25 protein-coding genes are annotated in these 25,108 nt (G+C 63.4%); 17 read left to right on the top strand and 8 right to left on the bottom strand.

From position 1 onward, the window contains the following. Window positions 1-117 precede the first annotated feature (117 nt). The 4 genes from purE (at window position 118) to RYH74_RS02235 (ending at window position 2,626) form a co-directional block, all read left to right on the top strand. Window positions 118-609, top strand: coding sequence for a 5-(carboxyamino)imidazole ribonucleotide mutase (purE, locus tag RYH74_RS02250; RefSeq protein WP_003253304.1), 492 nt, complete (start codon window positions 118-120; stop codon window positions 607-609). Between the two features lie 10 nt (window positions 610-619). Continuing rightward, window positions 620-1,702, top strand: a complete 1,083-nt coding sequence (locus RYH74_RS02245; protein WP_317408898.1) for a 5-(carboxyamino)imidazole ribonucleotide synthase — start codon at window positions 620-622, stop codon at window positions 1,700-1,702. A 96-nt stretch (window positions 1,703-1,798) separates the two neighbouring features. Beyond that, window positions 1,799-2,044 (top strand): GlsB/YeaQ/YmgE family stress response membrane protein, encoded by a 246-nt coding sequence (locus RYH74_RS02240; RefSeq protein ID WP_012274863.1) that lies wholly within the window; start codon window positions 1,799-1,801, stop codon window positions 2,042-2,044. Between the two features lie 48 nt (window positions 2,045-2,092). Continuing rightward, window positions 2,093-2,626: a DUF3299 domain-containing protein gene (locus RYH74_RS02235; protein WP_317408897.1), complete on the top strand. Its 534-nt coding sequence runs from the start codon at window positions 2,093-2,095 to the stop codon at window positions 2,624-2,626. 124 nt (window positions 2,627-2,750) lie between these two features. Here RYH74_RS02235 and RYH74_RS02230 read toward each other — a convergent pair whose 3' ends face one another. Beyond that, window positions 2,751-3,647, bottom strand: coding sequence for a D-hexose-6-phosphate mutarotase (locus RYH74_RS02230; protein ID WP_317408896.1), 897 nt, complete (start codon window positions 3,645-3,647; stop codon window positions 2,751-2,753). Window positions 3,648-3,718: 71 nt separating this feature from the next. Continuing rightward, the gene (locus RYH74_RS02225) at window positions 3,719-4,117 is read right to left on the bottom strand and encodes an acyl-CoA thioesterase (protein ID WP_003253317.1); all 399 of its coding nucleotides are present in this window, start codon (window positions 4,115-4,117) and stop codon (window positions 3,719-3,721) included. A gap of 360 nt (window positions 4,118-4,477) precedes the next feature. Here RYH74_RS02225 and RYH74_RS02220 point away from each other — a divergent pair, with 360 nt between their 5' ends. The 8 genes from RYH74_RS02220 (at window position 4,478) to RYH74_RS02185 (ending at window position 15,165) form a co-directional block, all read left to right on the top strand. Continuing rightward, on the top strand, window positions 4,478-5,767 hold the full coding sequence (locus RYH74_RS02220; RefSeq protein ID WP_003258167.1) for an MFS transporter: 1,290 nt from the start codon (window positions 4,478-4,480) through the stop codon (window positions 5,765-5,767). A gap of 288 nt (window positions 5,768-6,055) precedes the next feature. Next, window positions 6,056-7,054 (top strand): phosphate ABC transporter substrate-binding protein PstS, encoded by a 999-nt coding sequence (locus tag RYH74_RS02215; protein ID WP_013974822.1) that lies wholly within the window; start codon window positions 6,056-6,058, stop codon window positions 7,052-7,054. A gap of 139 nt (window positions 7,055-7,193) precedes the next feature. After that, entirely contained in the window at window positions 7,194-9,482 is a 2,289-nt protein-coding gene (locus RYH74_RS02210) for an ABC transporter permease subunit (RefSeq protein ID WP_085588835.1), read from the top strand. A gap of 71 nt (window positions 9,483-9,553) precedes the next feature. After that, window positions 9,554-11,170 carry a phosphate ABC transporter permease PstA gene (gene pstA / locus RYH74_RS02205; protein ID WP_204249941.1) on the top strand — a complete coding sequence of 539 codons (1,617 nt, stop codon included), beginning with the start codon at window positions 9,554-9,556 and terminating at the stop codon, window positions 11,168-11,170. A gap of 72 nt (window positions 11,171-11,242) precedes the next feature. After that, window positions 11,243-12,076, top strand: coding sequence for a phosphate ABC transporter ATP-binding protein PstB (gene pstB / locus RYH74_RS02200; RefSeq protein ID WP_003258171.1), 834 nt, complete (start codon window positions 11,243-11,245; stop codon window positions 12,074-12,076). A gap of 168 nt (window positions 12,077-12,244) precedes the next feature. Then, window positions 12,245-13,015 carry a phosphate signaling complex protein PhoU gene (gene phoU, locus RYH74_RS02195; RefSeq protein WP_013974818.1) on the top strand — a complete coding sequence of 257 codons (771 nt, stop codon included), beginning with the start codon at window positions 12,245-12,247 and terminating at the stop codon, window positions 13,013-13,015. Window positions 13,016-13,179: 164 nt separating this feature from the next. Further along, on the top strand, window positions 13,180-14,070 hold the full coding sequence (locus RYH74_RS02190) for a response regulator (protein ID WP_075046771.1): 891 nt from the start codon (window positions 13,180-13,182) through the stop codon (window positions 14,068-14,070). A gap of 198 nt (window positions 14,071-14,268) precedes the next feature. Continuing rightward, on the top strand, window positions 14,269-15,165 hold the full coding sequence (locus RYH74_RS02185) for a M23 family metallopeptidase (RefSeq protein ID WP_238067080.1): 897 nt from the start codon (window positions 14,269-14,271) through the stop codon (window positions 15,163-15,165). Window positions 15,166-15,265: 100 nt separating this feature from the next. On the opposite strand, the gene RYH74_RS02180 is transcribed toward RYH74_RS02185, so the two are convergent. The 3 genes from RYH74_RS02180 to phoB all read right to left on the bottom strand — a co-directional run bounded on the left by RYH74_RS02180 (window position 15,266) and on the right by phoB (window position 18,825). Next, complete coding sequence (locus RYH74_RS02180; RefSeq protein WP_013974815.1) at window positions 15,266-16,606, bottom strand: hemolysin family protein; 1,341 nt, start codon at window positions 16,604-16,606, stop codon at window positions 15,266-15,268. Between the two features lie 173 nt (window positions 16,607-16,779). Continuing rightward, window positions 16,780-18,087: a phosphate regulon sensor histidine kinase PhoR gene (gene phoR, locus RYH74_RS02175; protein ID WP_025341127.1), complete on the bottom strand. Its 1,308-nt coding sequence runs from the start codon at window positions 18,085-18,087 to the stop codon at window positions 16,780-16,782. A gap of 48 nt (window positions 18,088-18,135) precedes the next feature. Further along, complete coding sequence (phoB, locus tag RYH74_RS02170) at window positions 18,136-18,825, bottom strand: phosphate regulon transcriptional regulator PhoB (RefSeq protein WP_003253341.1); 690 nt, start codon at window positions 18,823-18,825, stop codon at window positions 18,136-18,138. 172 nt (window positions 18,826-18,997) lie between these two features. Here phoB and RYH74_RS02165 point away from each other — a divergent pair, with 172 nt between their 5' ends. Continuing rightward, a complete protein-coding gene (locus tag RYH74_RS02165) occupies window positions 18,998-19,369 on the top strand; it encodes a hypothetical protein (protein ID WP_286100775.1) in 372 nt (123 codons plus the stop codon). A gap of 120 nt (window positions 19,370-19,489) precedes the next feature. Here RYH74_RS02165 and ubiA read toward each other — a convergent pair whose 3' ends face one another. After that, window positions 19,490-20,380 carry a 4-hydroxybenzoate octaprenyltransferase gene (ubiA, locus tag RYH74_RS02160; protein WP_317408895.1) on the bottom strand — a complete coding sequence of 297 codons (891 nt, stop codon included), beginning with the start codon at window positions 20,378-20,380 and terminating at the stop codon, window positions 19,490-19,492. Further along, complete coding sequence (locus RYH74_RS02155) at window positions 20,380-20,937, bottom strand: chorismate--pyruvate lyase family protein (RefSeq protein ID WP_317408894.1); 558 nt, start codon at window positions 20,935-20,937, stop codon at window positions 20,380-20,382. Before RYH74_RS02155 ends, ubiA begins: the two co-directional genes overlap by 1 nt. Window positions 20,938-21,167: 230 nt before the next feature. Here RYH74_RS02155 and RYH74_RS02150 point away from each other — a divergent pair, with 230 nt between their 5' ends. The 4 genes from RYH74_RS02150 to RYH74_RS02135 all read left to right on the top strand — a co-directional run bounded on the left by RYH74_RS02150 (window position 21,168) and on the right by RYH74_RS02135 (window position 23,509). Continuing rightward, the gene (locus tag RYH74_RS02150; RefSeq protein ID WP_003253349.1) at window positions 21,168-21,335 is read left to right on the top strand and encodes a rubredoxin; all 168 of its coding nucleotides are present in this window, start codon (window positions 21,168-21,170) and stop codon (window positions 21,333-21,335) included. A gap of 16 nt (window positions 21,336-21,351) precedes the next feature. Beyond that, complete coding sequence (locus RYH74_RS02145) at window positions 21,352-22,500, top strand: NAD(P)/FAD-dependent oxidoreductase (RefSeq protein WP_085588827.1); 1,149 nt, start codon at window positions 21,352-21,354, stop codon at window positions 22,498-22,500. 186 nt (window positions 22,501-22,686) lie between these two features. After that, window positions 22,687-22,986 carry an HU family DNA-binding protein gene (locus RYH74_RS02140; RefSeq protein WP_013974808.1) on the top strand — a complete coding sequence of 100 codons (300 nt, stop codon included), beginning with the start codon at window positions 22,687-22,689 and terminating at the stop codon, window positions 22,984-22,986. Window positions 22,987-23,134: 148 nt separating this feature from the next. Further along, complete coding sequence (locus RYH74_RS02135; protein WP_075046766.1) at window positions 23,135-23,509, top strand: SCP2 sterol-binding domain-containing protein; 375 nt, start codon at window positions 23,135-23,137, stop codon at window positions 23,507-23,509. A gap of 126 nt (window positions 23,510-23,635) precedes the next feature. Here RYH74_RS02135 and RYH74_RS02130 read toward each other — a convergent pair whose 3' ends face one another. Continuing rightward, window positions 23,636-25,039 (bottom strand): aminoacyl-tRNA deacylase and HDOD domain-containing protein, encoded by a 1,404-nt coding sequence (locus RYH74_RS02130; RefSeq protein ID WP_317408893.1) that lies wholly within the window; start codon window positions 25,037-25,039, stop codon window positions 23,636-23,638. Window positions 25,040-25,108 lie beyond the last annotated feature (69 nt).

Raw genomic sequence — 25,108 nt, 5'->3', positions numbered from 1 at the left:
CGCGGCCTTTCGACCGGATGCGTCCGGTCCTGATCAGCAAACAAGCCACGCCGGTCGTCCCGCGTGGCTTGTTGTTTTTTGACGCGCCCAAGGGCGCACAAGCGAAGAGGCTCGACGATGAGTGCACTGGTTGGCGTGATCATGGGCTCCAAGTCCGATTGGTCCACCCTTAGCCACACCGCCGATATGCTGGAAAAACTCGGCATTCCCTACGAGGTGAAGGTGGTTTCCGCCCACCGTACCCCGGATCTGCTGTTCCAGTATGCCGAGGAGGCTGAGGGCCGTGGCATCGAGGTGATCATCGCCGGTGCCGGTGGCGCAGCCCACCTGCCAGGCATGTGTGCCGCCAAGACCCACCTGCCGGTGCTGGGCGTGCCTGTGCAATCGTCGATGCTGTCGGGTGTCGATTCGCTGCTGTCGATCGTGCAGATGCCAGCCGGCGTGCCGGTTGCCACCCTGGCCATCGGTCGTGCCGGTGCGGTCAACGCCGCGCTGCTGTCGGCCAGCATCCTCGGCGCCAAGTACCCGCAGTACCACGCGGCGCTCAAGCAGTTCCGCACGGAACAGACCGACACCGTGCTGGACAACCCAGACCCGCGCCAGGCTTGAGGCTCAACCCATGAAGATCGGTGTAATCGGTGGCGGCCAGCTGGGCCGCATGCTGGCCCTGGCGGGTACCCCGCTGGGCATGAACTTCGCCTTCCTCGACCCGGCGCCGGACGCCTGCGCTGCGCCGCTGGGCGAGCACCTGCGTGCCGACTACGGCGACCAGGACCACCTGCGCCAGCTGGCCGACGAAGTCGACCTGGTCACCTTCGAGTTCGAAAGCGTCCCGGCCGAGACCGTGGCCTTCCTCTCGCAGTTCGTGCCGGTGTACCCCAGCGCCGAAGCGCTGCGCATCGCCCGTGACCGCCTGTTCGAGAAGAGCATGTTCCGCGACCTGGGTATCCCTACCCCGGCCTTCGCCGACATCCTCTCGCAGGCCGACCTGGACGCCGCGGTGGCCAGCATCGGCCTGCCGGCCGTGCTGAAAACCCGCACCCTGGGTTACGACGGCAAGGGCCAGAAGGTGCTGCGCACGCCTGAGGACGTGGTCGGTACCTTTGCCGAGCTGGGCAGCGTACCTTGCCTGCTGGAAGGCTTCGTGCCGTTCACCGGCGAAGTGTCGCTGGTGGCCGTGCGTGCCCGTGATGGCGAAACCCGCTTCTACCCGCTGGTGCACAACACCCACGAAAGCGGCATCCTGCGCCTGTCGGTCGCCAGCCAGGCGCACCCGCTGCAGGCCCTGGCCGAAGACTACGTGGGCCGTGTGCTCAAGCAACTGGACTATGTGGGCGTGATGGCCTTCGAGTTCTTCGAAGTCGATGGCGGCCTGAAGGCCAACGAAATCGCCCCGCGCGTGCACAACTCCGGGCACTGGACCATCGAAGGCGCCGATTGCAGCCAGTTCGAGAACCACCTGCGCGCCGTCGCCGGCTTGCCGCTGGGCTCGACTGCCAAGGTCGGCGAGAGCGCGATGCTCAACTTCATCGGTGAAGTGCCGGCGGTGGACAAGGTGGTTGCCATCGGTGACTGCCACCTGCACCACTACGGCAAGGCCTTCAAGGTTGGTCGCAAGGTTGGCCACGCTACCCTGCGCTGCCACGACATGGCCACCCTCGAGCGCAAGATTGCCGAAGTAGAAGCCCTGATCGGCAACTGATCGAACTTCTACCAGCGGCTTGCCCTCTGAAATGGCAACAAGCCAAAGCGCTGTCTAGGCTTTGGCTTGTTCCATCTTCACTGCAGAGGGATTGCCATGGGTATCATTGGAACCATCTTCATCGGCCTTATCGTCGGCCTGCTGGCCCGCTTCATCAAGCCGGGCGACGACAGCATGGGCTGGATCATGACCATCCTGCTGGGGATTGCCGGCTCCCTGCTGGCCACCTACGGCGGCCAGGCGCTGGGTATCTACCAGGCCGGGCAGGCTGCCGGTTTCCTTGGCGCGCTGATCGGTGCAGTGATCCTGCTGGTGATCTACGGATTCATCAAGAAACGTTGAATACTGGTTAGAATGCCCGGCAATTCATTCGAGTTGCCGAGCATTTTCATGCGTGCCTTTTTCCTCGCCCCACTGCTGTTGGCCAGCGCCCTGGCCCATGCCGAACTGCCTGAAACCGACTGGCTGGAGCTGATGCCCAAGTCGGACCAGCAGGCGCTCGAGCAAATGCCCGATATCGACCACAACTCGCCGGAAGCCATGGGCACCTTTACCGACAAGGGCGGCCTGAAGCAGAGCAAGGGCCTGCCGGCGGTGATGTACTCGACCAAGACCGTGGCGGCCATGAACGGCAAGGATATTCGCCTGGGCGGCTACCCGGTGCCGCTGGAGAGCGATGCCAAGGGCAACAGCACATTGTTCTTCCTGGTGCCGTACCCGGGCGCGTGCATCCATGTGCCGCCACCACCACCGAACCAGCTGGTGCTGGTGCGCTACCCGCAAGGCCTGAAGATCGATGATATCTACACACCGCTGTGGGTCAGCGGCAAACTGAAGGTGGAGAAGGTCAGCAATGACCTGGCCGATGCGGCCTATGCGCTGGATGCCGGGAAGGTGAGGGTGGTGGAGGACGCAGACCTCTGATTGCCTGCACTGGCCCTTTCGCGGGTAAACCCGCTCCCACAGGGTCTCCACAAACCTTGAATATTGTGGAGACCTTGTGGGAGCGGGTTTACCCGCGAAGGGGCCCGAACAGGCACTGCAAGACTCAGATCATTTCACAGCCAATCCTGACCCCCAGCGAGCTGCTGCCCCCAGGCTTCAATTCCACCAGGTCATCCCACACATTCGCCGTCTCGATGCACAGCATCCGCTGCCACCCATCATCAGCCATGTCCGGCAGATCCCTGGCCCGTTCAGTCCAAGGGTTCCAGATCACCGCCGAGCGCGACCCGCTGCTGGTCAAGGTAATGCGCCGCTCCCAGTGCGGGTCGACGATGCTCAGGGTTTGCGGGGTCGCCAGGTAGATCCGGTCAGTCTCCCCGGCAAACGCCAGCGGCCCCTGCTGCTGGCGCTGCTCCCAGTCAGCCAGGGTCTCGATATAGCTCAGCCCCTCCACCCCTTCGACCCGCGCCTGGCGCACATCACTGACCGCGAAGTAGCTGTGCAGGGCCTGGCTGATGGTGACGGGGGTATTGCCCATGTTGCGGCTGGTCAGGTTCAGCTGCAGGTCCTTGCCCAGCTCCACTACCAGCTTCAGCTCGACGTCATGAGGCCAGCCAGGCAGGTCACCCTGCGCTTCCGGCAGTTCGAATTCGATACGTAGGCCTTCGCCCGCTTCTTCGATAGCCAGCAATTGCCAGTCGCGCGCGCGCGCCAGGCCGTGGGCGGGTGCCTGTTTGCCGTGGTACATGGCCTGCACGGCCTGGGGGTTGCGCTGCAGGTTGCCGAACCACGGCCAGCACACCGGCACACCGGCGCGTACCGACTTGCCCTGACGGAAGATGGCCTGGTCGCTCAGCCACAGCAGCGGTGGCTCGCCAACGCGCTGGTAGCTGAGGATCTGCGCGCCCTGCTGGGCGATCAGTAGTTCGGCTTGGTCGCTGCTGATACGCCAGCAGTTGAGTTCGCCATGTTGCTCGGTTACGACCTGGAAGGTAGCCATTGCATTCATCTCATTGATTGCCAGTGGGCCTTGGACCCGGGCACATGCAATGAGTTTACCGCCGGCGTGGCTCAGCGACGAGGTACGGAGCGGGTGCGGCCACTGCCGTCGATGGCGACGAAGACGAAGACTGCTTCGGTGACCTTGCGCCATTCGCTGGACAGCGGGTCGTCGCTCCACACTTCGACCATCATCTGGATCGAGCTGCGGCCGATTTCCAGGGTCTGGGTATAGAATGACAGCTGCGCGCCGACGGCGACCGGGACCAGAAAGGCCATGCGGTCGATGGCCACGGTGGCCACGCGGCCGCCGGCGACACGGCTGGCCATGGCGGTACCGGCCAGGTCCATCTGGGCGACCAGCCAGCCGCCGAAGATGTCGCCAAACCCGTTGGTTTCGCGCGGCAGTGCGGTGATCTGCAAGGCCAGGTCGCCTTGCGGGATTGGATCTTCTTGTTCGAGCTCAATCATGCGATGGGGCCTCTGACCCGTGACGCTTTTCGTTGGTGTGGCGCAAAGGCCGGGTAAACGATTCAGCTTGAAACATACTACGCCGATTTCGTTTCACTGAGCGGCCGTAGGGAAACTCTGCGAAACCGCCTGACATAAAGACCGGCGTTTTCGCACAACATCCCACGCTAGCAGCAACCTTTTCCTACGAACTGCCAGTATATAGAGCATAACGGCCAGCGACGACCGTGCATTCATGAATATGTGTAGGGATTTTGTATCGCTTCCGGCGCAGCTCAGCAATTTGCTATCTTCGCCTGTCTCCCACTCCAGAAGCCGCGTGCCAAGCGGCCTGCATGCCTACAAAGAGAACAATCAGCGATGACTTCCGTGCCGAGCAGTATCGAGCAGCCCTCGCGGCCGCTGACCCGCAGTGACTACAAGACTCTCTCACTGTCCGCCCTGGGCGGCGCACTGGAGTTCTACGACTTCATCATCTTCGTGTTCTTCGCCACGGTGGTCGGCAAGCTGTTCTTCCCCGCCGACATGCCCGAATGGCTGCGCCTGATGCAAACCTTCGGCATTTTTGCCGCTGGCTATCTGGCGCGGCCGCTGGGCGGCATCATCATGGCCCACTTCGGCGACCTGCTCGGGCGCAAGAAGATGTTCACCCTGAGCATCTTCATGATGGCCTTGCCAACGCTGATCATGGGCCTGCTGCCCACCTATGCACAGATCGGCATGTGGGCGCCGATCCTGTTGCTGCTGATGCGCGTGATCCAGGGCGCGGCCATCGGCGGCGAGGTACCCGGCGCCTGGGTATTCGTGTCCGAGCACGTGCCAGAACGCAACACCGGCTACGCCTGCGGCACCCTCACCGCAGGCCTGACTGCGGGTATCCTGCTTGGCTCGCTGGTGGCGACCCTGATCAACAGCGTCTACAGCGCGCAGGAAGTGGCCGATTACGCCTGGCGTATCCCGTTCCTGCTCGGCGGTGTATTCGGCCTGTTCTCGGTGTACCTGCGCCGTTGGCTGCACGAAACCCCGGTGTTCGCCGAGATGCAGCAGCGCAAGGCGCTGGCCGAGGAGCTGCCGTTGCGCGCGGTGCTGCGTGACCATCGCGGTGCGATCATCCTGTCGATGCTGCTGACCTGGATGCTGTCGGCCGCCATCGTGGTGCTCATCCTGATGACTCCGGCGCTGCTGCAGAGCATCTACCACATCAGCCCCACCGACTCCCTCAAGGCCAACAGCCTGGCCATCGTGCTGCTCAGCTTCGGCTGCATCGGCGCTGGCAGCCTGGCCGATCGCTTTGGCGCGGGCCGGGTGTTCGTGATCGGCAGCCTGTTGCTGCTGGCGACCTCCTGGACCTTCTACCACAGCCTGCCTACGCGCCCCGAGCTGCTGTTCCCGCTGTATGCAGTGACCGGGCTGTGCGTGGGCGTGATTGGCGCGGTGCCTTATGTGATGGTCAAGGCGTTCCCGGCGGTAGTGCGCTTCAGCGGGCTGTCGTTCTCGTACAACGTGGCCTACGCAATCTTTGGTGGGCTGACGCCGATGGTGGTGACTGCGCTGCTGAAAGTGAGCCCGATGGCGCCGGCCTACTATGTGGCGGGGCTGTGTGCCGTTGGTCTGGTTGTGGGCCTGTACCTGCTCGCCAACAAGCGCTGATCGGCATGGCTGGCACAGTCATTGTGGGAGCGGCCTTGTGTCGCGAAAGGGCCGCAGCGCGGCCCCAAGGGCTCAGCGCAGAAGCATGAATTGCCGGGGCTGCCTTGCAGCCCTTTCGCGACACAAGGCCGCTCCCACAAAGATCGGCGTCTGTGGCGAGAAAGCGTGCGCTCTTCAGTGATGGCCTTTCATCCAATTGTCATATTCAAGTCATATCGTATTCATGCGGCCTGCAGATACTTGGGCCCGTTCCATCCAACACCCCAATATTCCTGCTAGGAGCAAGGCATGAAACTGAAGCGTTTGATGGCGGCCCTCACCTTTGCCGCCGCTGGCGTTGCAACCGCCAACGCGGTAGCCGCTGTCGATCCTGCGATCCCGACCTACACCAAGACCACCGGTGTTTCGGGCAACCTCTCCAGCGTCGGTTCGGACACCCTCGCCAACCTGATGACTCTGTGGGCCGAGGCCTACAAGAAGGAATATCCGAACGTAAACATCCAGATCCAGGCTGCCGGCTCCTCCACCGCGCCACCCGCGCTGACCGAAGGCACCGCCAACCTCGGCCCGATGAGCCGCAAGATGAAGGACGTCGAGCTGCAGGCCTTCGAGCAGAAGTACGGCTACAAACCGACCGCCATCCCGGTCGCCGTAGACGCCCTGGCCGTGTTCGTGCACAAGGACAACCCGATCAAAGGCCTGACCATGGCCCAGGTCGACGCCATCTTCTCTTCCACCCGCCTGTGCGGTGGCAAAGCCGACGTCAAGACCTGGGGTGACCTGGGCGTGACCGGCGACCTGGCCAACAAGCCAGTACAGCTGTTCGGCCGTAACTCGGTATCGGGCACCTACGGCTACTTCAAGGAAGAAGCCCTGTGCAAAGGCGACTTCAAGCCTAACGTCAACGAACAGCCTGGCTCGGCCTCGGTCGTGCAGTCGATCAGCTCCTCGCTGAACGGTATCGGCTACTCGGGCATCGGCTACAAGACTGCCAGCGTCAAGACCGTGGCCCTGGCCAAGAAGGAAGGCGGCGAGTTCGTTGAAGACAACGAAGCCAACGCCCTGAACGGCACCTACCCGCTGTCGCGCTTCCTGTACGTCTACGTCAACAAGGCCCCGAACAAGCCTCTGGCCCCGCTGGAAGCCGAGTTCGTCAAGCTGGTGCTGTCGCAAGCTGGCCAGCAGGTCGTGGTGAAGGATGGCTACATCCCGCTGCCGGCCAAAGTAGTCGACAAGACCTTGGCTGACCTGGGCCTGTCCCACGCAGGTAACGTCGCAAAAAAGTAAGTAATTGAAGGGGAGGCCGGCGCTGATGCCCGGCCTCTTCCACGAAATTCCAGTCCGAAGCCAGGTTTCCTGTGCGGCGGGCTTTCGTGCGTCACCACTTTGTAATGTTTTTGTCACACGGGACCGCTAGGGTGTGCGCATGAATGATCTGGCCAACTCCAACATGACCCAAAACTCCCAGCCCGTGCGGATTGATTTCAATACGCCGGAGTTGCAACGCAAGCGCCGCATGCGCGCGCTAAAGGACCGCCTGACCCGCTGGTATGTACTGGTGGGCGGGCTTGCCGTATTGGCGGCGATCACCCTGATCTTCTTCTATCTGGCCTATGTGGTGCTGCCGCTGTTCCAGGGCGCCGAGCTGACCAGCAAGAAAGCCCTGGAGCCGACCTGGCTGCAACAGGATGCCGGCAAGCCGCTGATGATCGCGCTTGAAGAGCAGAACCTGGTGGGCATGCGCGTTTCGGACAAGGGCCAGGCACTGTTCTTCGATACCAAGACCGGTAACGAGCTCAAGCGTTTCGACCTGCCAGTGCCGGCAGGCACCCAGGTCACTTCGATCAGTGCCGACCAGCCGGGCAGTCCGCTGGTAGTGCTGGGCTTGTCCAATGGCCAGGCGCTGGTGTTCCACCACACCTACAAGATCACCTACCCGGACAACAAGAAAACCATCGCCCCCGGAATCGACTACCCGTACGGCGAGCAACCGTTCGTGCTCGACGAGCAGGGCCGTGCGCTGGAGCATGTCAGTGTCAACGTCAATGGCGACACCCTGCTGATGGCCGGTTCCACCGGCGCGCACCTGCAGGTGGTCGAGCTGACCCGCACCGAAAACATGATGACCGAAGAGGTCACCACCGAGCAGAACCGCATCGAATTGCCGCAGATGACCGAAACGGTGAAGAACATCTTCATCGACCCGCGTCAGCAGTGGCTGTACGTGATCAACGGCCGCGCCACCGCAGACGTGTTCAACCTGCGCGACAAGAGCCTCAACGGCCGCTACAAATTGTCTGAAAGCGCCGACACCGAAATTACCGCCACCGCCCAGCTGGTCGGCGGCATCTCGCTGATCATCGGCGACTCCAAGGGTGGCCTGGCTCAGTGGTTCATGGCCCGTGACCCGGATGGCGAATCCCGCTTCAAGCTGATCCGCACCTTCCAGATGGGCAAGGCCGCGGTCGTGCAGATCGACGCCGAAGAGCGCCGCAAGGGCTTCGTCGCCCTCGACGCCGCAGGCGAGCTGGGCGTGTTCCACAGCACCGCGCACCGTACCCTGCTGGTCGAGCCGGCCGCCGAAGGCCCTGGCATCCTGGCCCTTTCGCCACGTGCCAACCGCATCATCATCGAAGAAGGCGGCAAGCTGCTGCCACTGAGCCTGCGCAACCCGCACCCGGAAATTTCCTTCAGCGCGCTGTGGGGCAAGGTGTGGTACGAGAACTACGACGAGCCGAAATACGTCTGGCAATCGACCGCCTCGAACACCGACTTCGAGCCCAAGCTGAGCCTGTCGCCGCTGACCTTCGGTACCCTGAAGGCCGCGTTCTACGCCATGATCCTGGCGGCCCCGCTGGCGATTGCCGCGGCCATCTACACCGCCTACTTCATGGCCCCGGGCATGCGCCGCAAGGTCAAGCCGGTGATCGAACTGATGGAAGCGATGCCGACCGTGATCCTCGGCTTCTTCGCCGGCCTGTTCCTCGCCCCGTACCTGGAAGGCCACCTGCCGGGCGTGTTCAGCCTGTTCCTGCTGATGCCGCTCGGTATCCTGCTGGCCGGCTTCGCCTGGACCCGCCTGCCCGAGTCGATCCGCCTGCGTATCCCGGATGGCTGGGAAGCGGCGATCCTGATCCCGGTCATCCTGTTCACCGGCTGGTTCGCCCTGACCATGAGCCCGCACCTCGAGAACTGGTTCTTTGGCGGCGACATGCGCCTGTGGATCACCAACGACCTGGGGATAACCTACGACCAGCGCAACGCCCTGGTCGTGGGTATCGCCATGGGCTTCGCGGTCATCCCGAACATCTACTCCATCGCCGAAGACGCCGTGTTCAGCGTGCCGCGCAGCCTGACCCTGGGCTCCCTGGCCCTGGGAGCGACGCCATGGCAGACCCTGACTCGCGTGGTCATCCTCACCGCCAGCCCGGGTATCTTCTCGGCGCTGATGATCGGTATGGGCCGTGCGGTGGGCGAGACCATGATCGTGCTGATGGCCACCGGCAACACCCCGGTGATGGAGCTGAACCTGTTCGAGGGCATGCGCACCCTGGCCGCCAACGTGGCCGTGGAAATGCCGGAGTCGGAAGTCGGCGGCAGCCACTATCGCGTGCTGTTCCTGGCCGCGCTGGTGCTGCTGATGTTCACCTTCATCATGAACACCTTGGCCGAGCTGATTCGCCAGCGTCTGCGCAAGAAATACTCGTCGCTTTGATAGAAAGGTAGCGATCCGTGAAAAAGGATTCCCTCAAAGGCTGGTTCAAGAGCGGCGCCCCAGGCGTCTGGATGAGCGGCGGCGCGGTGGCCATGGCAGTGATCATGACCGTTGGCCTGCTGGCGGTGATTGCCGTGCGCGGCCTGGGCCACTTCTGGCCGGCCGATCTTGTCCAGGCCACCTACAAGGTGCCGGGCCAGGCCGACCACGTCGTCATTGGCGAAGTGGTGCAAAAGGAAGAAGTACCCCGTGCCCGCCTGAAGGGCGCCGGCCTGCCAGTGCCTGACCAAGGCCCGGAGTTCATGACCCGTGAGCTGATCAAGGTGGGCAACCGCGATCTCAACGGCAGCGACTTCACCTGGGTGGTCGGCGACTGGCTGGTCGACGAAAAGCACCCGACCGACCTGATCGCCCTGGAGCGTCGCGAGTGGGGCAACTTCTACGGCTACCTGGTCAGCGTCAAGGAAGAAGGCCGCGTGGTCGCCGAAGGTGCTGCCGCCTGGGCCGAGCTGCAGGCCCGCCTTAAGCGCGCCAACCAGCTCAACAGCGAACTGCAAAGCCTAGAGAAGAAAGACATCGGCGCCATCAACCATGGCCTTGAGCGCCTGCGTCTGCAGGCGCGCAAGCTGGAGCTGGACGGCAAGCTGGACGCCGCCGCCCAGGCCGACATGGACGCCGAGCGCGCCGAGCTGAACAGCCGCTACAAGGCCATCGAAGATCGCCTGACCGGCCTGCACCAGGCCTTCGCTCGCGACAGCCTGGTGGCCCGTGATGGCAACGGCCGTGAAGTGGAAATCAACCTCAGCAAGGTGGTGCACGCCATCCAGCCGAACGCCATGTCGGGGTTCACCAAGCTGGGCACCTACTTCACCAAGGTCTGGGAGTTCCTCAGCGACGACCCGCGTGAAGCCAACACCGAGGGCGGTATCTTCCCGGCCATCTTCGGTACCGTGATGATGACCCTGATCATGGCCGTGATCGTCACCCCGTTCGGTGTTCTGGCTGCCGTGTACCTGCGCGAATACGCCAGACAGGGCCCAGTGACCCGCCTGATCCGCATCGCGGTGAACAACCTGGCCGGTGTACCAGCGATCGTCTACGGCGTGTTCGGCCTGGGCTTCTTCGTCTATGTGCTGGGTGGCTCGATCGACCGCCTGTTCTTCCCCGAAGCACTGCCGGCGCCAACCCTGGGTACCCCGGGCCTGCTGTGGGCATCTTTGACCCTGGCGCTGCTGGCCGTGCCGGTGGTGATCGTGGCCACCGAGGAAGGCCTGGCGCGTATCCCGCGTACCGTGCGCGAAGGCTCGCTGGCCCTGGGCGCGACCAAGGCCGAAACCCTGTGGAAGATCGTCCTGCCGATGGCCAGCCCGGCGATGATGACCGGCATGATCCTCGCCGTGGCCCGCGCCGCCGGTGAAGTGGCACCGCTGATGCTGGTCGGTGTGGTGAAGTTGGCCCCGTCGCTGCCGGTGGACGGGAACTACCCGTACCTGCACCTGGACCAGAAGATCATGCACCTGGGCTTCCACATCTATGACGTCGGCTTCCAGAGCCCCAACGTCGAGGCCGCGCGGCCGCTGGTATATGCCACGGCGTTGCTGCTGGTGCTGGTGATTGCGGCCCTCAACCTCTCGGCCGTGTGGATCCGTAACCACCTGCGCGAGAAGTACAAGGCCCTCGACAGCTGATCCTGATTGCAAGCGTGCCGCCCGTGAGCCGGGCGGCCCTTTGAAACGAATTGTTAGCGTATGGAGTTGACCATGCAGCAAGAATCCCATACCCACGGCATCGACATGTCTGCCCTGGGCCGCGACAAGCAGAGCCTGCGCCTGGCCGAAGAAACCGTAGCCATCGAAGTGCCGGGCCTGAGCCTGTTCTACGGCGACAAACAAGCGCTGTTCGACGTGCAGATGAACATCCCCAAGCAGCGCGTGACCGCCTTCATCGGCCCGTCCGGCTGCGGCAAGTCGACCCTGCTGCGCACCTTCAACCGCATGAACGACCTGGTTGACGGCTGCCGCGTGGAAGGCGCCATCAACCTGTACGGCAACAACATCTACCGCAAGGGCGAAGACGTGGCCGAGCTGCGCCGCCGTGTGGGCATGGTGTTCCAGAAGCCTAACCCGTTCCCCAAGACCATCTACGAAAACGTGGTCTACGGCCTGCGCATCCAGGGCATCAACAAGAAGCGCGTGCTCGACGAAGCGGTCGAGTGGGCGCTGAAGGGCGCGGCCCTGTGGGACGAGGTCAAGGACCGCCTGCACGATTCGGCACTGGGCCTGTCCGGTGGCCAGCAGCAGCGTCTGGTCATCGCCCGTACCATCGCCGTGGAGCCGGAAGTGCTGCTGCTCGACGAACCGTGCTCGGCACTGGACCCGATCTCGACGCTGAAAGTCGAGGAACTGATCTACGAATTGAAATCCAAGTACACCATCGTCATCGTGACCCACAACATGCAGCAGGCGGCCCGTGTTTCGGACTACACCGCGTTCATGTACATGGGCAAACTGGTCGAATTCGGGGATACCGACACCCTGTTCACCAACCCGGCGAAGAAGCAGACCGAAGACTACATCACCGGTCGCTACGGCTGATCGCCGCTCCGGATAGGTACCTGGCCCCTGTGGGAGCGGGTTTACCCGCGAAGCAGGCGCCGCGGTGTCTGGCACCGGCTTCGCCGGTGTTCGCGGGTAAACCCGCTCCCACAGACCAGGGAACGAGACGAACAAATTGAAGCTTGCAGCTTCTTCGCGGAGCGAACGATGATCAACAAAGAAAGCCTTACGCATCACATTTCCCAGCAGTTCAACGCCGAGCTCGAAGAGGTGCGTAGCCACCTGCTGGCCATGGGCGGCCTGGTCGAAAAGCAGGTCAACGACGCAGTCACTGCGCTGATCGAAGCCGACTCGGGCCTGGCCCAGCAAGTGCGCGAAGTCGACGAGCAGATCAACCAGATGGAGCGCAACATCGACGAGGAGTGCCTGCGCATCCTCGCCCGTCGTCAGCCGGCGGCCTCCGACCTGCGCCTGATCATCAGCATCTCCAAGTCGGTGATCGACCTGGAGCGCATTGGTGACGAGTCGACCAAGATCGCCCGCCGCGCCATCCAGCTGTGCGAGGAAGGCGAGTCGCCGCGCGGCTATGTCGAGGTGCGTCACATCGGCGACCAGGTACGCAACATGGTCCGCGACGCGCTGGACGCCTTTGCCCGCTTCGACGCCGACCTGGCGCTGTCGGTGGCCCAGTACGACAAGACCATCGACCGTGAATACAAGACCGCCCTGCGTGAGCTGGTGACCTACATGATGGAAGACCCGCGCTCGATCTCGCGGGTACTGAGCGTGATCTGGGTCCTGCGTTCGCTGGAGCGTATCGGCGACCATGCGCGCAACATCTCCGAGCTGGTGATCTACCTGGTGCGCGGCACCGACGTGCGTCACATGGGCCTCAAGCGCATGACAGCAGAAGTGCAGGGCACTGCTGTTTCCGACGGCGAAAACGCTAATGTTCCGGCCGAACCTGACGATAAGTAAGGTTGCTCCCGAGCATCGACGCCCGGCCTTGGCCGGGCGTTTTCGTTTGCGGTCGAGGAGCCGGCAGGCACCCGCGAACGATGTGAAGAAGTCCCGGCGTGACCAGGTTGTAGCAAGTGGCCATTATTCGGCGGTAGGCTAGTCGGGATTCAGAAGGAGTATCGATGAGTAAAGTGAATGTGCTGGTCGTGGATGACGCCCCGTTTATCCGTGATCTGGTCCGCAAATGCCTGCGTAATGCCTTCCCGGGCATGACCATCGACGACGCCGTCAACGGTCGCAAGGCCATGGCCATGCTGGGCAAGGAAGCGTTCGACCTGGTTCTGTGCGACTGGGAGATGCCGGAAATGTCCGGTCTGGAACTGCTCACCTGGTGCCGCCAGCAGCCTGAGTTGAAGAACCTGCAGTTCATCATGGTGACCAGCCGTGGCGACAAGGAAAACGTCATCCAGGCGATTCAGGCGGGCGTTTCCGATTTTGTCGGCAAGCCGTTCACCAACGAGCAATTGCTGACCAAGGTGAAAAAGGCCCTGACCAAGATCGGCAAGCTCGACAGCCTGATGGCCAGCGGCCCGGCACGGGTCAACTCGGCGTTCGCCAATGACTCGCTGAATGCACTGACAGCCGGCAAGCCTGAAGCGGTGAAGGTCACGGCGCCAGCGCCGGCACCTGCCAGGCCAGTGGCCACTGCCCCCCGGCCCGCCGCTCCTGCGCCGACCGGCCGTGGCCAGGGCCAGTTGCGCCTGGCCGGCGGCATGCAGCCGTGCGTGATCAAGGCGCTGAGCCTGAAAGAGGCCCTGCTGGTGGTGCGCCGTGGCGAAGCGCTGCCCCAAGTGCTGGAAGGCGCGGTGCTGGACCTGGAGCAGGGCGAGAACGCCGAAGTCGCGCGCTTGAACGGCTACCTGCATGCCGTCGCGGCACTGGAACCCAAACCTGACAGTGACTGGTTGCAACTGACCTTCAAGTTCGTCGACCAGGATGCCCAGAAGCTCGACTACCTGTCGCGGCTGATTGCCCGCGGGACGGCGCAGAAGCATTTCACCCCGGGCGCCTGAGTAATCACTACTGGCCCCATCGCCGGCAAGCCAGCTCCCACAGGTACAGCGTCAACCCCTGGCCTTGTGCATTTCCTGTGGGAGCTGGCTTGCCGGCGATGGGGCCAGTCCTGTTGACGCCATCCGACAAACTGTCATACCCGCCGCAAAACCCCCTGCTAGGCTTCGACAAATCATAACTGTCAAAAAGCCACTATCATGCCCGCCCGCCTGCTGCTGTTCTGTGCATTGCTCATGGCCTCGGCGTCGAGCCTGGGCATGACTATCTACGAGATCACCGATGATGGCCGCGTGACCTCCTATTCCGACCGGCCCGGCCCCGGTGCCAAAACCTATGTGCGGCGCGTACCCATGGTCGAAGTGCCCGAAGGCCAGGTGCTGCTGAACGCGATAACCTTCAACGGTGGCGTGAGCTTTTCGGCCCGCAACCAGCTGCATGTGCCGGTGGAGGTAGAGCTGCGCCTGGACAACCTGGTGAACGCACAAGGTGGCAATGCCCCGCGTACCGTGCGCCGGGTACTGCCGCCGCGCACCACGCAAATGCTCAGCGTGCTCAGGGGGCGCCCCGGGATGTTGCTGAACTACCGCTCGACCCTGCTGCAGGCCATGGGCGACCCGGGCAAGCGGCCCCAGGGCTTCCGCTATGCATTCCCCTGGATTGGCGGGCCGTTCCGCGTGACCCAGGGCCCCAATGGACGGGTCAGTCATTTTGGGCCCAAGGGGCGTTATGCCATGGATATCGCCATGCCCGAAGGCACCACCATCATCGCGGCGCGGGAAGGGGTGGTGGTGAAGACGGAGAACAGCCAGAGCGGGCGCGGCCCCAACCCGTCGGGCAATTTCGTCAGGATCCTGCACCCGGACGGTACCATGGGCGTGTACCTGCACCTGATGCGCGGGTCGGTGGTAGTGGCGGAGGGGCAACGAGTGCGGCAGGGGCAGATGCTGGCCAAGTCGGGCAATACTGGCAACAGCACCGGGCCGCACCTGCATTTCGTGGTGCAGCGCAATGTGGGGTTGGCGCTGGAGTCGATACCTTATCGGTTCGACAGGCCGATCGGAGGGTTGCCTGACTTCACTGCGGGTAATCCATGATCCGTGTCGGCTTCTTCGCGGGCTCGCCCGCTCCCACAGGTAATCTGAAAGGCCTGGCCTTTGGTGATCCTGTGGGAGCGGGCGAGCCCGCGAATGGCCCTCAATCCAGCTTGAGCACCTTGGCCAGCACGATCTTCGGCCCTTTCATCTTCTTGATGATGATGCGCAGCCCTTCGACCTCCAGCACTTCCTCTTCTTCAGGCACGCGCTTGAGCGTCTCGTAGACCAGACCGGCGAGGGTTTCTGCCTCGATATGGTCAAGGTCGACGCCCAGCAGGCGCTCGACCTTGAACAGCGGCGTGTCGCCACGCACCAGCAGCTTGCCCGGCTGGTAGGCGAGGATGCCGCGCTCGGTCTTGCGGTGCTCGTCCTGGATGTCGCCCACCAGCACTTCCAGCACGTCTTCCATGGTCAGGTAGCCAATCACCTTGCCATCGGCTTCCTCCACCAGCACGAAGTGCGCGCCGCCCTTGCGGAACTGCTCCAGCAACTGCGCCAGCGGCATGTGCCGCGACACGCGCTCCAGTGGCCGTGCCAGGTCGTCGAGGTCGATGGTTTCGGGCAGGTGCTCGAGTTCGGCCAGCTCCAGCAGCAGGTCCTTGATGTGCAGCAGCCCGGTGAATTCCTCACGCTCGGCGTCGTACACCGGGTAGCGGCTGAACTTGTGGCGGCGCACCAGAGCCAGGATCTGCTTCAACGGCGCATGGGCGTCGATGCTGACCATGTCCTCGCGCGAGTTGGCCCAGTCGACCACCTCCAGCTCGCCCATTTCCACGGCCGAGGCCAGCACGCGCATGCCTTGGTCGCTCGGGTCCTGGCCACGGCTGGAGTGCAGGATCAGCTTGAGCTCTTCACGGCTGTAGTGGTGCTCGTGGTGTGGGCCGGGCTCACCCTGGCCGGCAATGCGCAGGATGGTGTTGGCGCTGGCATTGAGCAGGTAGATGGCCGGGTACATCACCCAGTAGAACAGGTACAGCGGCACGGCGGTCCACAGCGACAGCAGCTCGGGCTTGCGGATGGCCCAGGACTTGGGCGCCAGCTCGCCGACCACGATGTGCAGGTACGAGATGACGAAGAAGGCGACGAAGAACGAGATGGCCTTGATCAGCTCGGGCGTGTCCACGCCCAGGTAGGCCAGCAGCGGCTCGAGCAGGTGGGCGAACGCCGGTTCACCGACCCAGCCCAGGCCCAGCGAGGCGAGGGTGATGCCCAGTTGGCAAGCCGACAGGTAGGCGTCGAGCTGGTTGTGTACCTTGCGCAGGATGCTGCCACGCCAGCCATGCAGCTCGGCGATGGACTCGACGCGGGTGGCGCGCAGCTTGACCATGGCGAACTCGGCGGCAACGAAGAAGCCGTTGAGCAGCACCAGGAGCAAGGCAAAGATGATCATGCCGAAATCGGCGAATAACGAGGTGAGGCTGATACCAGGGGAAGGGTCCATGATGGAGTTTTTACGGGGTCCGTCTTCGAGATAGAGAGAAAAAAAGTGCCAGCTCTTGCTGGCACAGGGGGTCCAATGTAGCGGCTGGTGCGGCAAAAGCAAAGGGTGGCGGACTTATTGCGGTCCCTGTGGGAGCGGGCGTGCCCGCGAAGGGCTGCGCAGCAGCCCCGATCTCAAGCCTTGCCGTTGGCCAATTGTGCCGGCGCGAAGTGACAGGTAAAGGTACTGCCATGCCCCGGCACGCTGCTGATCTCCAGCTTGCCGCGGTGGCGCATCAGCACATGCTTGACGATCGCCAGCCCCAGCCCGGTGCCGCCGGTATTCGACGCACGGCTGGAATCGACGCGGTAGAAGCGCTCGGTCAGGCGTGGCAGGTGCTTGGCATCAATGCCCACCCCCGAGTCCTGCACCGACAGGTGCGCGCCTTGGGCATCGGCCCACCAGCGAATACGGATGCTGCCTTCGTCCTGGGTGTACTTGACCGCATTGAACACCAGGTTGGAAAAGGCACTGCGCAGCTCCGACTCGCTGCCTTTCAGCTGCACGCCAGGCGCGGCTTCCAGGGTGATGCGCTGGTTGCGGGGCCCGGACAGGGCCTGGGCGTCGTTCTTGATCGCGGCGAGCAAGGCATCGACCGCCACTGGCTGGTTGTCCGACGGGTAGTCGGTGGCCTCCAGCTTGGCCAGCAGCAGCAGGTCGTTGAGCAGTGTCTGCATGCGCGAGCCTTGCTGGCTCATCTGCTGCAGGGCTCGGCCCCAGCGCGGGTTCACGTCTTCGACGTTGTCCAGCAGGGTTTCCAGGTAGCCGGTAATCACCGTCAGCGGCGTGCGCAGCTCGTGGGACACGTTGGCGACGAAGTCCTTGCGCATCTGCTCCAGCTGGTGAATGCGGGTAACATCGCGCACCAGCATCAGGTGCTCGTTGTTGCCGTAGCGGGTGATGTGCAGCTGCACGCGCATGCGGTCGTTGATCGGCGAGGGGATTTCCAGCGGCTCGAGGTAGTTCTCCGCCTCGAAGTATTCCTTGAAGCGCGGGTGGCGCACCAGGTTGGTCACCTGCTGGCCGCCGTCCTGTGGGGTCTTGAAACCCAGCAGAGTCTCGGCGGCGCGGTTCCACCATTCCAGGTTGCCGTCACTGTCCAGCATGATCACCGCGTCACGCAGCGCGGCGGTAGACTCCTGCACCCGGTCGATCACCGCCTGCAGGCGGCCGCGCACGCGCTGGTCGCGGCGTTGCAGGTGATAGATGCTGTCGAACACTTCGCCCCAGAGGCCGTAGCCATCGGGCGGTGCTTCGTCGGGTTGGTGGTTGCGCAGCCAGTCATGCAGGCGCAGCAGTTGCTTGAGGGTCCAGCCCAGGTAGAGCGCCAGGCCGATGGCCAGGCTCCAGCCATAGTAGCCGCTGACCAGCCCGCCGATCAGGCAGACGGTGATCAGCAGCAGCAGGTGGCGAATCAGGGTCGCGTGCCAGTTCTGGTTCAATTGACGGTCCTTGTACAACGACGTGCAGCTTGGCGCTTTTCAGCTCGATCAGCTCTTGGTCGAGAAGCGGTAGCCGGTGCCCCGGACGGTTTGTACCAGATTTTCGTAGGCTTCACCCAGCGCCTTGCGCAGGCGGCGGATGTGTACGTCGACGGTGCGCTCTTCGACATAGACGTTACCACCCCACACCTGGTCCAGCAGCTGGCCACGGGTGTAGGCGCGCTCCTGGTGGGTCATGAAGAACTGCAGCAGGCGGTATTCGGTAGGGCCCATTTCGGCCGGCTTGCCGTCGATGGTCACGCGGTGGCTGATCGGGTCGAGCAGCAGGCCGCCGACTTCGATCGGTGCCTCGCTATCGCTCGGGCCGGTGCGGCGCAGCACGGCTTTCAGGCGGGCGACCAGTTCACGCGGCGAGAACGGCTTGGTGATGTAGTCGTCGGCGCCCACTTCCAGGCCCTGGATCTTGTTGTCCTCTTCACCCTTGGCGGTGAGCATGATGATCGGGATGTCGCCGGTCAGTTCGTCGCGCTTGAGGCGGCGGGCCAGTTCGATGCCGGATGTGCCCGGCAGCATCCAGTCGAGCAGGATCAGGTCCGGTTTGCGGTCGACGATGATCGCGTGGGCCTGTTGGGAGTTTTCCGCTTCCAGGCAGTCATAGCCGGCCATTTCCAGGGCAACGGCGATCATCTCGCGAATTGGTGCTTCGTCGTCGACGATCAGAATGTTCCTGCCAACCATGCTCAAAACCTCTCCTGGATACGGTGTCTTGGCCCGCATTAGATAACGGAATTATTGCAGCTGTGTGACAGGGTGTTGGCCGTTCTGGCGACATTCCATGACTGAACTAGGCTTGAAAGGGCCGTAGTTGTGGCAACCAGAACTCAATCCCCCCGAAACAATGGTGAATCCAATGACACGACAAACGCTGAGCTGGATGGCCCTTTTCACTGCGCTGGCGCTCCCGGGGGTGGCCTTGGCCGACCATGCGATGGAGAAGGGCGGGATGTTGGTCGATCATGCCGGCATGACCCTGTACACCTTCGACAAGGATGCGGGCGGCAAGTCGATGTGCAATGGCGAATGCGCCACCAACTGGCCGCCGCTGATGGTGAAGGCCGATGACGAGCCTGCCAAGGACAAGTGGACGGTGGTGATGCGCGATGACGGCACTAAACAGTGGGCCTACGACGGCAAACCGCTGTATACCTTCGTCAAGGACAAGAAGGCCGGGGACAAGACCGGTGATGGCGTGAAGGACGTCTGGCATATCGCCAAGCCTTGAGATTGCCGGGGCCGCTTCGCGGCCCATCGCAGGCAAGCCAGCTCCCACAGGTCATGTGCAAGCTTCAAGGGCAGCGCTGCACCTGTGGGAGCTGGCTTGCCGGCGATAGGGGCCTCAGCTTCAACGCAGTGCGTAATCCAACACTACCCCGATAAACACCAGCGACCCCGCCCAGTGATTGTGCAGAAACGCCTTGAAGCACGACTCCCGGTCCAGCTTGCGCGTCGACCAGTACTCCCAGGCAAAGCACGCCGCCGCGCCCAGCAGCCCCAGGTGGAACCAGCCACCCAGCTCGAAGCGGCTGCCGGCCAGCAACAGGCAGCCCAGCGACAGCAGCTGCAAGGTCAGGATGATGGTGCGGTCTGCGTCGCCGAACAGGATAGCGGTCGACTTCACGCCTATCTTCAGGTCGTCATCACGGTCGACCATGGCGTAGTAGGTGTCGTAGCCCACCGTCCACAGCAGGTTGGCGATATACAGCAGCCAGGCGCTGGCCGGCAGCTCGCCACCCGCTGCGGTGAAGGCCATGGGAATGCCCCAGGAATACGCCGCCCCCAGCACCACCTGCGGGTAATAGGTGTAGCGCTTCATGAACGGGTAGCAGAACGCCAGTGCCACCGCACCGAACGACAGCCAAACCGTGCGGCTGTTGGTACACAGCACCAGCAGGAAGCTTACTCCGACCAGGATGGCGAACAGCACCAGTGCTTCGCGCGGGCGGACCCGGCCGCTGGCCAGTGGGCGGTCGGCGGTACGTTTGACGTGGCCGTCCACCTTGCGGTCGGCAAAGTCGTTGATGCAGCAACCTGCAGCGCGCATCAGCACTACACCTAGGCCGAAGATCAACACGTTGGCCAGGGTTGGTGAACCGTTGCCGGCAATCCACACCGCCGACAAGGTCGGCCACAGCAGCAGGTAGATACCAATCGGCCGGTCCATGCGGCTGAGCTGGACGAAGTCCCAGGCCCGCGGGTGCAGGCGGTTGAGCGACTTGAGCAGTTGCAGGTACATCAGCGGTTTCCCTCCTTGGCCGCTTGCCACAATGCTGGCAGAAACACCTCTGCCACCAGCAGGTCCAGGCCGCCACGTTCGAAGCGCGAACGGCGGCCCCACAGCGCCGCGTGGGCGGCTTCGCCCGGCAGCCAGGCCTGTGGATAACTGCACACCTCGATGGGGTGGCGGATGAACGCCTGGTCACAGAACAGCAACTCGCCCAGCGAACGGCTGCCCAGGGTTTCCAGGTCCAGCCCGCCGCGCTCCAGGGCGCTGCGGCTGGCGACGCTGCGGGCGAACACCCAGGGTTGGCCATGGCCGCGCAGGTACACCTCACGCACCCAGCCTTCGGCGCCAGCGGCGATGCCCAGTGCCTGGCATTCGTCATCGCGCAGCGGCTGCCAGCCCTCGAACAGCGGGGTGACGGAGAAGTGATCGTTGGACAGGCGGGTCAGGCGGCGGGTCAGCGAGCCCTCGTCGAACAGCCAGTCAAGGGTGGGCTGGTCGATGTCGGTCGCCAGCCGTGAATACGGCAGCCACGCGACAGCGGCTGCTTGCGGGGATTCGTACGACACGTCGGTCTGCTTGTTACAACCAGAGAGGCGGCGAGCTTAGCATGATTGCCCCGACTGCTTGCATACTGCCGACAGGGCCGCTACAAAGCCCCACGAATTGCGCGCTGGCCTCTTCGCGGGCGCGCCCGCTCCTACAGGTTATGCACAACTCCTGTGGGAGCGGGCATGCCCGCGAAGAGGCCATCAGCAGCAACACAACGCTCCAGCCTGAACCGAGGAAACCCACCCCCATGAAAAAGTGGCAATGTATTGTCTGTGGCCTGATCTACGACGAAGCCGAAGGCTGGCCAGACGACGGCATCGCCCCCGGCACCCGCTGGGAAGACGTGCCTGAAGACTGGCTGTGCCCCGACTGCGGCGTGGGCAAGAGCGACTTTGAAATGATCTCCATCGGCTAATCGAGGAAAGCACGACATGACGTCCCCTGTGGTAATCATCGGTACCGGCCTTGCGGGCTACAACCTGGCCCGTGAATTTCGCAAGCTCGATGCGCAGACGCCGCTGCTGCTGATCACCGCCGATGACGGTCGTTCCTACTCCAAGCCCATGCTGTCCACCGGCTTTGCCAAGCAGAAGGACGCCGACGGCCTGTGCATGGCCGAGCCGGGCGCCATGGCCGAGCAACTGAATGCCGAGATTCGCACCCATACCCGCATCAGCGGCATCGACCCGGGCCACAAGCGTTTGTGGATAGGTGAAGAGGCGGTGGAATACCGCGACCTGGTGCTGGCCTGGGGCGCGCAGACGGTGCAGGTGCCGATCGAAGGTGATGGCGGCGATCGAGTGTTCCCGATCAACGACCTGGAAGACTACGCGCGCTTCCGTGCCGCCGCCGTCGGCAAACAGCGCGTGCTGATCCTCGGTGCCGGCCTGATCGGCTGCGAATTCGCCAACGACATGAGCCTGGGCGGCTTCCAGGTCGATGTGGTGGCGCCGTGCGAGCAAGTCATGCCGACCCTGCTGCACCCGGCCGCTGCCACTGCCGTGCAGGCCGGGCTGGAAGGCCTGGGCGTGCGTTTTCACCTCGGCCCGGTACTGACCCGCCTGCAGCAGGTGGCCCAGGGCCTGGAGGCGCACCTGTCCGACGGCAGCGTGATCGCCTGCGACCTGGTGGTTTCGGCCATCGGCCTGCGCCCGCGCACCGACCTGGCCGCCGCCGCTGGCCTGCAGACCAACCGCGGCGTTTGCGTGGACCGCCAGTTGCGCACGTCCCACGCCAACATATTCGCCCTTGGCGACTGTGCCGAAGTCGATGGCATCAACCTGCTCTATGTGATGCCGCTGATGAGCTGTGCCCGGGCTCTGGCGCAAACCCTGGCCGGCAAGCCGACAACGGTCGCCTACGGGCCGATGCCGATCACCGTGAAAACCCCGGCCTGCCCGCTGGTGGTCTCGCCGCCGCCCCAGGGCCACGAAGGCACCTGGCAGGTAGAAGGGCAGGGCAGTGACCTCAAGGTGCTCTGCCTTGATGCAGAGGGCAAGCTGCTGGGCTACGCCCTCACCGGGGCGGCCGTGATGGAAAAGCTGGCCCTGAATCGCCAGCTGCCGGCCGTGATGGCGTAAATAGCTGGCGTTCTGTCGGATTTATCCTGTTGTTGCTTGCACAATGGCCGCCCAGATACTGGCGCGGCCCCTGTGCACGTGCCATCCTCACTTCCGTCTGCCGCAGATTAGAGCCTGCGGTGCCTTGAGCGCTGCTCCCAGGGCAGCACGGCATAACAACAAGAATTCCGTCAAAGAGGCTTCACTATGCGCAAACCAGAACTCGCCGCCGTCATCGCCGAAAAGGCCGATCTGACCAAGGAAAAGGCCAATCAGGTTTTGAACGCGATTCTCGACAGCATCACGGGTGCCCTGGACAAGGACACCGTGACCCTGGTCGGTTTCGGCACCTTCGAAAAACGTCATCGCGGTGCGCGTACCGGCAAGAACCCGCAAACCGGTGAACCGGTCAAGATCAAGGCCAGCAATACCGTGGCTTTCAAGCCAGGCAAGAACCTGCGCGACAGCGTCAACGCCCCCGTCAAGCCGGCCAAGAAAGGCAAGTGATCGCTCCCTGACGACCCCAGTGTCAGCCAAGCGGGCGCCCCAGGGCGCCCGTTGTGCTTTCTGCAGGCAAAATGTTTCGAACTTGCATAAATAGTTCCGGAAAAGGATAGACTGCGCGCCTTAGTCACTTTTAATTCGAGGCGCGTTGATGAAGTTCCGCTTTCTTCTCTGGGCCATTGGGCTGTTGATGGCCAGGGCCAGCCGCAACAACCCGGCATTCCAGCAGCAGCTCAAGGGCAAGGACCTGGTGTTCCAGATGCAGACCCTGGACGGCAAGGTCGCCCGGCACTTCATCGTCAACAACGAACGCGTCAGCAGCAAGGGCGGCGCGCACCCGCAGCCGGCGTTCGCCATTGCCTTCAAGGACGCCGCCTATGGCTTCGCCACCATGCAGGCAGGTAACAAGCAGTTGGCGTTCATGCAGGGGATCCAGGACAAGCACATCCAGATCAAGGGTAACCCGGCGCTGGTGATGTGGTTCCAGGGGTTGATGAAGTACCTGAAGCCGAAGAAGAAGGGCTGAAACTCAATAGGCCTGCTGACTCATACCCTGTGGGAGCGGGTTTACCCGCGAACACCGGCAACGCCGGTGCCATGCACCGCGTCGCGATCTTCGCGGGTAAACCCGCTCCCACAGGGGCCAATCATGTCAGTGAGGTGTGTGGAACTGCGAAGCCAGCTCACGCAGCAGGCTCTCTGCCTCGAGCACCTTGTTCACCACATCCTCGGCCTTGTCCCGGGTAATCCCCAGCCGCTCCAGCAACTCGTCTGGAATCTCCTGCTGCGGCCCCGAGCCAATCCCCCGCGAGCGCAGCAGGCGGGTGGCCAGGCACACCAGGTTGGGGAACGCCGAAAACTCGCCTTCATAGGCCGGGTCGTGCTGGAAGCGCAGCGCGGTGGACAGCTCTTCCGGCATGTCCCACAGCTTCATCAACCAGGCACCGATCTGCTCGCGGCTGATGCCCAGCAGGTGTTGTTCCACGTAGGTGTGGCACAAGTGCGGGTTGACCTCCAGGTGGCGGCAGATCAGCGAGAAGTGCGGCGGGAAAACGTGCGCCAACAGCAGGTAGCCAAAGTTGTGCAGCAGCCCGGCCAGGTAGGTCAGGCCGGCCTCGGGGCGCTCGGCCCGTGGCATGGCGCGGGTCAGGCCTTCGATGATCGCGGCGGTGTAGATCGACTGCTGCCAGTACGGCGTGGCTTGCTGCGGGTGGTCTTTCGGCAGGCTCAGGGTCTTGCCCAGCGCCAGGCCAAGGGCCAGGTTGATCACCAGGTCGAAGCCCAGCACACGCACGATGGCATCTTCCACCGAGCGGATCTTGCCAGGTGAGGCGTAGTAGGGCGATGCCGCCCAGCTCACCACCTGTGCTGCCAGCGCCGGGTCGGTTTCGACCACGCCGGTGATATCGTCGATGCTGGCGTTGGGGTCTACCCGCAGCTTGATGATCTTTTGCGCGGTGTCGGCCAGCGGCGGGATTTCGATGGTTTCTTCCAGGCGCTTCTGGATGCGCCGGGCAGTGAAGGCCTGGACGGCGTTGGTGATTTCCCGGGTGTCATCATCGGGGCGGTCGAGGTTGGGGCTGATGGCCTCGACTTCCTGGCCGAAGCTGCTGGCGCTGGCCTTGACCAGCATGCGCTTGAAGTGCGCGCGTTCGATTTCCAGCAGCAGGCCGGCTTCGCCAGACTGGATAAACACGGTTTCAGCGTCGAGCAGGCTCTTTTCGTACTGGCACGGCGAGCTGGTCAGCGCCGGGATGCCCGGCAGGGCCTTGAGCTGGTGCTTGTCCAGCATCTGCTTCAGGCGCGGTACCGACACTGCGGTGAGCTTGCGCCCGGTCAGTTCGGCCAGGCGGTTGAGGTCCAGCAGTTGGCTCTGCGGGAACAGCACCATCAGGGCGCCGACCTCGTCGTCGAGCAGCACGGCCTGTACCCGCGACGCTGCCGGCAGGTGCGGATGTTCGACCACCTCGCGGTAGGCCACGCCGAGTTTGTCGAGCAGCAGCCGGATGACCGAGGGAGCGTGTGGGGTTGCGGTGTCCAGGGCAACTTCAGTCATGGTCCGTATCCACTGATTCTTTTAAACGCGAAGTATAACCAGCCTGGGGGCAAAACTGGATCCATTATG

This window comes from Pseudomonas sp. LSJ-87 (assembly GCF_032971465.1).
GTDB lineage: Bacteria > Pseudomonadota > Gammaproteobacteria > Pseudomonadales > Pseudomonadaceae > Aquipseudomonas > Aquipseudomonas putida_Z.
The sequence above is the reverse complement of the archived record's forward strand: the minus strand, read 5'-3'. Positions and strand labels throughout refer to the sequence as shown.

Bases quoted from the DNA above. Each gene is read 5' to 3' on its own strand.
- purE (WP_003253304.1), top strand. From the start codon at position 118: ATGAGTGCACTGGTTGGCGTGATCATGGGCTCCAAGTCCGATTGGTCC.
- RYH74_RS02245 (WP_317408898.1), top strand. From the start codon at position 620: ATGAAGATCGGTGTAATCGGTGGCGGCCAGCTGGGCCGCATGCTGGCC.
- RYH74_RS02240 (WP_012274863.1), top strand. From the start codon at position 1,799: ATGGGTATCATTGGAACCATCTTCATCGGCCTTATCGTCGGCCTGCTG.
- RYH74_RS02235 (WP_317408897.1), top strand. From the start codon at position 2,093: ATGCGTGCCTTTTTCCTCGCCCCACTGCTGTTGGCCAGCGCCCTGGCC.
- RYH74_RS02230 (WP_317408896.1), bottom strand. From the start codon at position 3,647: ATGGCTACCTTCCAGGTCGTAACCGAGCAACATGGCGAACTCAACTGC.
- RYH74_RS02225 (WP_003253317.1), bottom strand. From the start codon at position 4,117: ATGATTGAGCTCGAACAAGAAGATCCAATCCCGCAAGGCGACCTGGCC.
- RYH74_RS02220 (WP_003258167.1), top strand. From the start codon at position 4,478: ATGACTTCCGTGCCGAGCAGTATCGAGCAGCCCTCGCGGCCGCTGACC.
- RYH74_RS02215 (WP_013974822.1), top strand. From the start codon at position 6,056: ATGAAACTGAAGCGTTTGATGGCGGCCCTCACCTTTGCCGCCGCTGGC.
- RYH74_RS02210 (WP_085588835.1), top strand. From the start codon at position 7,194: ATGAATGATCTGGCCAACTCCAACATGACCCAAAACTCCCAGCCCGTG.
- pstA (WP_204249941.1), top strand. From the start codon at position 9,554: ATGAGCGGCGGCGCGGTGGCCATGGCAGTGATCATGACCGTTGGCCTG.
- pstB (WP_003258171.1), top strand. From the start codon at position 11,243: ATGCAGCAAGAATCCCATACCCACGGCATCGACATGTCTGCCCTGGGC.
- phoU (WP_013974818.1), top strand. From the start codon at position 12,245: ATGATCAACAAAGAAAGCCTTACGCATCACATTTCCCAGCAGTTCAAC.
- RYH74_RS02190 (WP_075046771.1), top strand. From the start codon at position 13,180: ATGAGTAAAGTGAATGTGCTGGTCGTGGATGACGCCCCGTTTATCCGT.
- RYH74_RS02185 (WP_238067080.1), top strand. From the start codon at position 14,269: ATGCCCGCCCGCCTGCTGCTGTTCTGTGCATTGCTCATGGCCTCGGCG.
- RYH74_RS02180 (WP_013974815.1), bottom strand. From the start codon at position 16,606: ATGGACCCTTCCCCTGGTATCAGCCTCACCTCGTTATTCGCCGATTTC.
- phoB (WP_003253341.1), bottom strand. From the start codon at position 18,825: ATGGTTGGCAGGAACATTCTGATCGTCGACGACGAAGCACCAATTCGC.
- RYH74_RS02165 (WP_286100775.1), top strand. From the start codon at position 18,998: ATGACACGACAAACGCTGAGCTGGATGGCCCTTTTCACTGCGCTGGCG.
- ubiA (WP_317408895.1), bottom strand. From the start codon at position 20,380: ATGTACCTGCAACTGCTCAAGTCGCTCAACCGCCTGCACCCGCGGGCC.
- RYH74_RS02150 (WP_003253349.1), top strand. From the start codon at position 21,168: ATGAAAAAGTGGCAATGTATTGTCTGTGGCCTGATCTACGACGAAGCC.
- RYH74_RS02145 (WP_085588827.1), top strand. From the start codon at position 21,352: ATGACGTCCCCTGTGGTAATCATCGGTACCGGCCTTGCGGGCTACAAC.
- RYH74_RS02140 (WP_013974808.1), top strand. From the start codon at position 22,687: ATGCGCAAACCAGAACTCGCCGCCGTCATCGCCGAAAAGGCCGATCTG.
- RYH74_RS02135 (WP_075046766.1), top strand. From the start codon at position 23,135: ATGAAGTTCCGCTTTCTTCTCTGGGCCATTGGGCTGTTGATGGCCAGG.
- RYH74_RS02130 (WP_317408893.1), bottom strand. From the start codon at position 25,039: ATGACTGAAGTTGCCCTGGACACCGCAACCCCACACGCTCCCTCGGTC.